The organism is Klebsiella planticola ATCC 33531, from assembly GCF_000735435.1.
In the GTDB taxonomy this organism is placed as follows: Bacteria; Pseudomonadota; Gammaproteobacteria; order Enterobacterales; family Enterobacteriaceae; genus Klebsiella; species Klebsiella planticola.
Genome location: NZ_JMPP01000077.1, coordinates 1 through 549, shown reverse-complemented (window position 1 = coordinate 549; position 549 = coordinate 1). Strand labels below are relative to the sequence as shown.

Genomic DNA, 549 nt, shown 5'->3' with positions numbered 1-549 from the left:
AGTTCCGTCAAAACGCAGGAACGAGGCGCCCGCGCTCTCTTCGCCGCCGAAGCCGAAGCTGCCGTCGAACAGACCGTCAACAAACCATTTAAAGCCCACCGGCACTTCCACCAGCTTACGGCCGAGGTCGTTCACCACGCGATCGATCATCGCCGAGGAGACCAGCGTCTTACCGACGGCGACATCCTGGCCCCACTGCGGACGATGCCGGAACAGGTAGTTAATCGCCACCGCCAGATAGTGGTTCGGGTTCATCAGACCTGCCGGCGTGACGATGCCGTGACGGTCATAATCCGGATCGTTAGCGAAAGCCAGATCGAACTTATCGCGCAGCGCCAGCAGCCCTGCCATCGCGCACTCCGAAGAGCAGTCCATGCGAATGGCGCCGTCTTTATCAAGGTGCATAAAGCGGAAGGTTTGATCGACATGATCGTTAACGATGGTCAGATCGAGTTTGTAGTACTCGGCGATGCGTTTCCAGTATTCGATACCGGAACCCCCTAACGGATCGACACCGAGCTTCAGGCCGGCTTTCTGAATCGCCGCCAT

At 58.1% G+C, this 549-nt stretch carries 1 protein-coding gene; it reads right to left on the bottom strand.

What is annotated here, in order from left to right:
- Positions 1 to 549, bottom strand: a 549-nt coding sequence (locus tag GRPL_RS00040; protein WP_032700873.1) for a phosphohexomutase domain-containing protein, incomplete at both ends; no start/stop codon positions are given.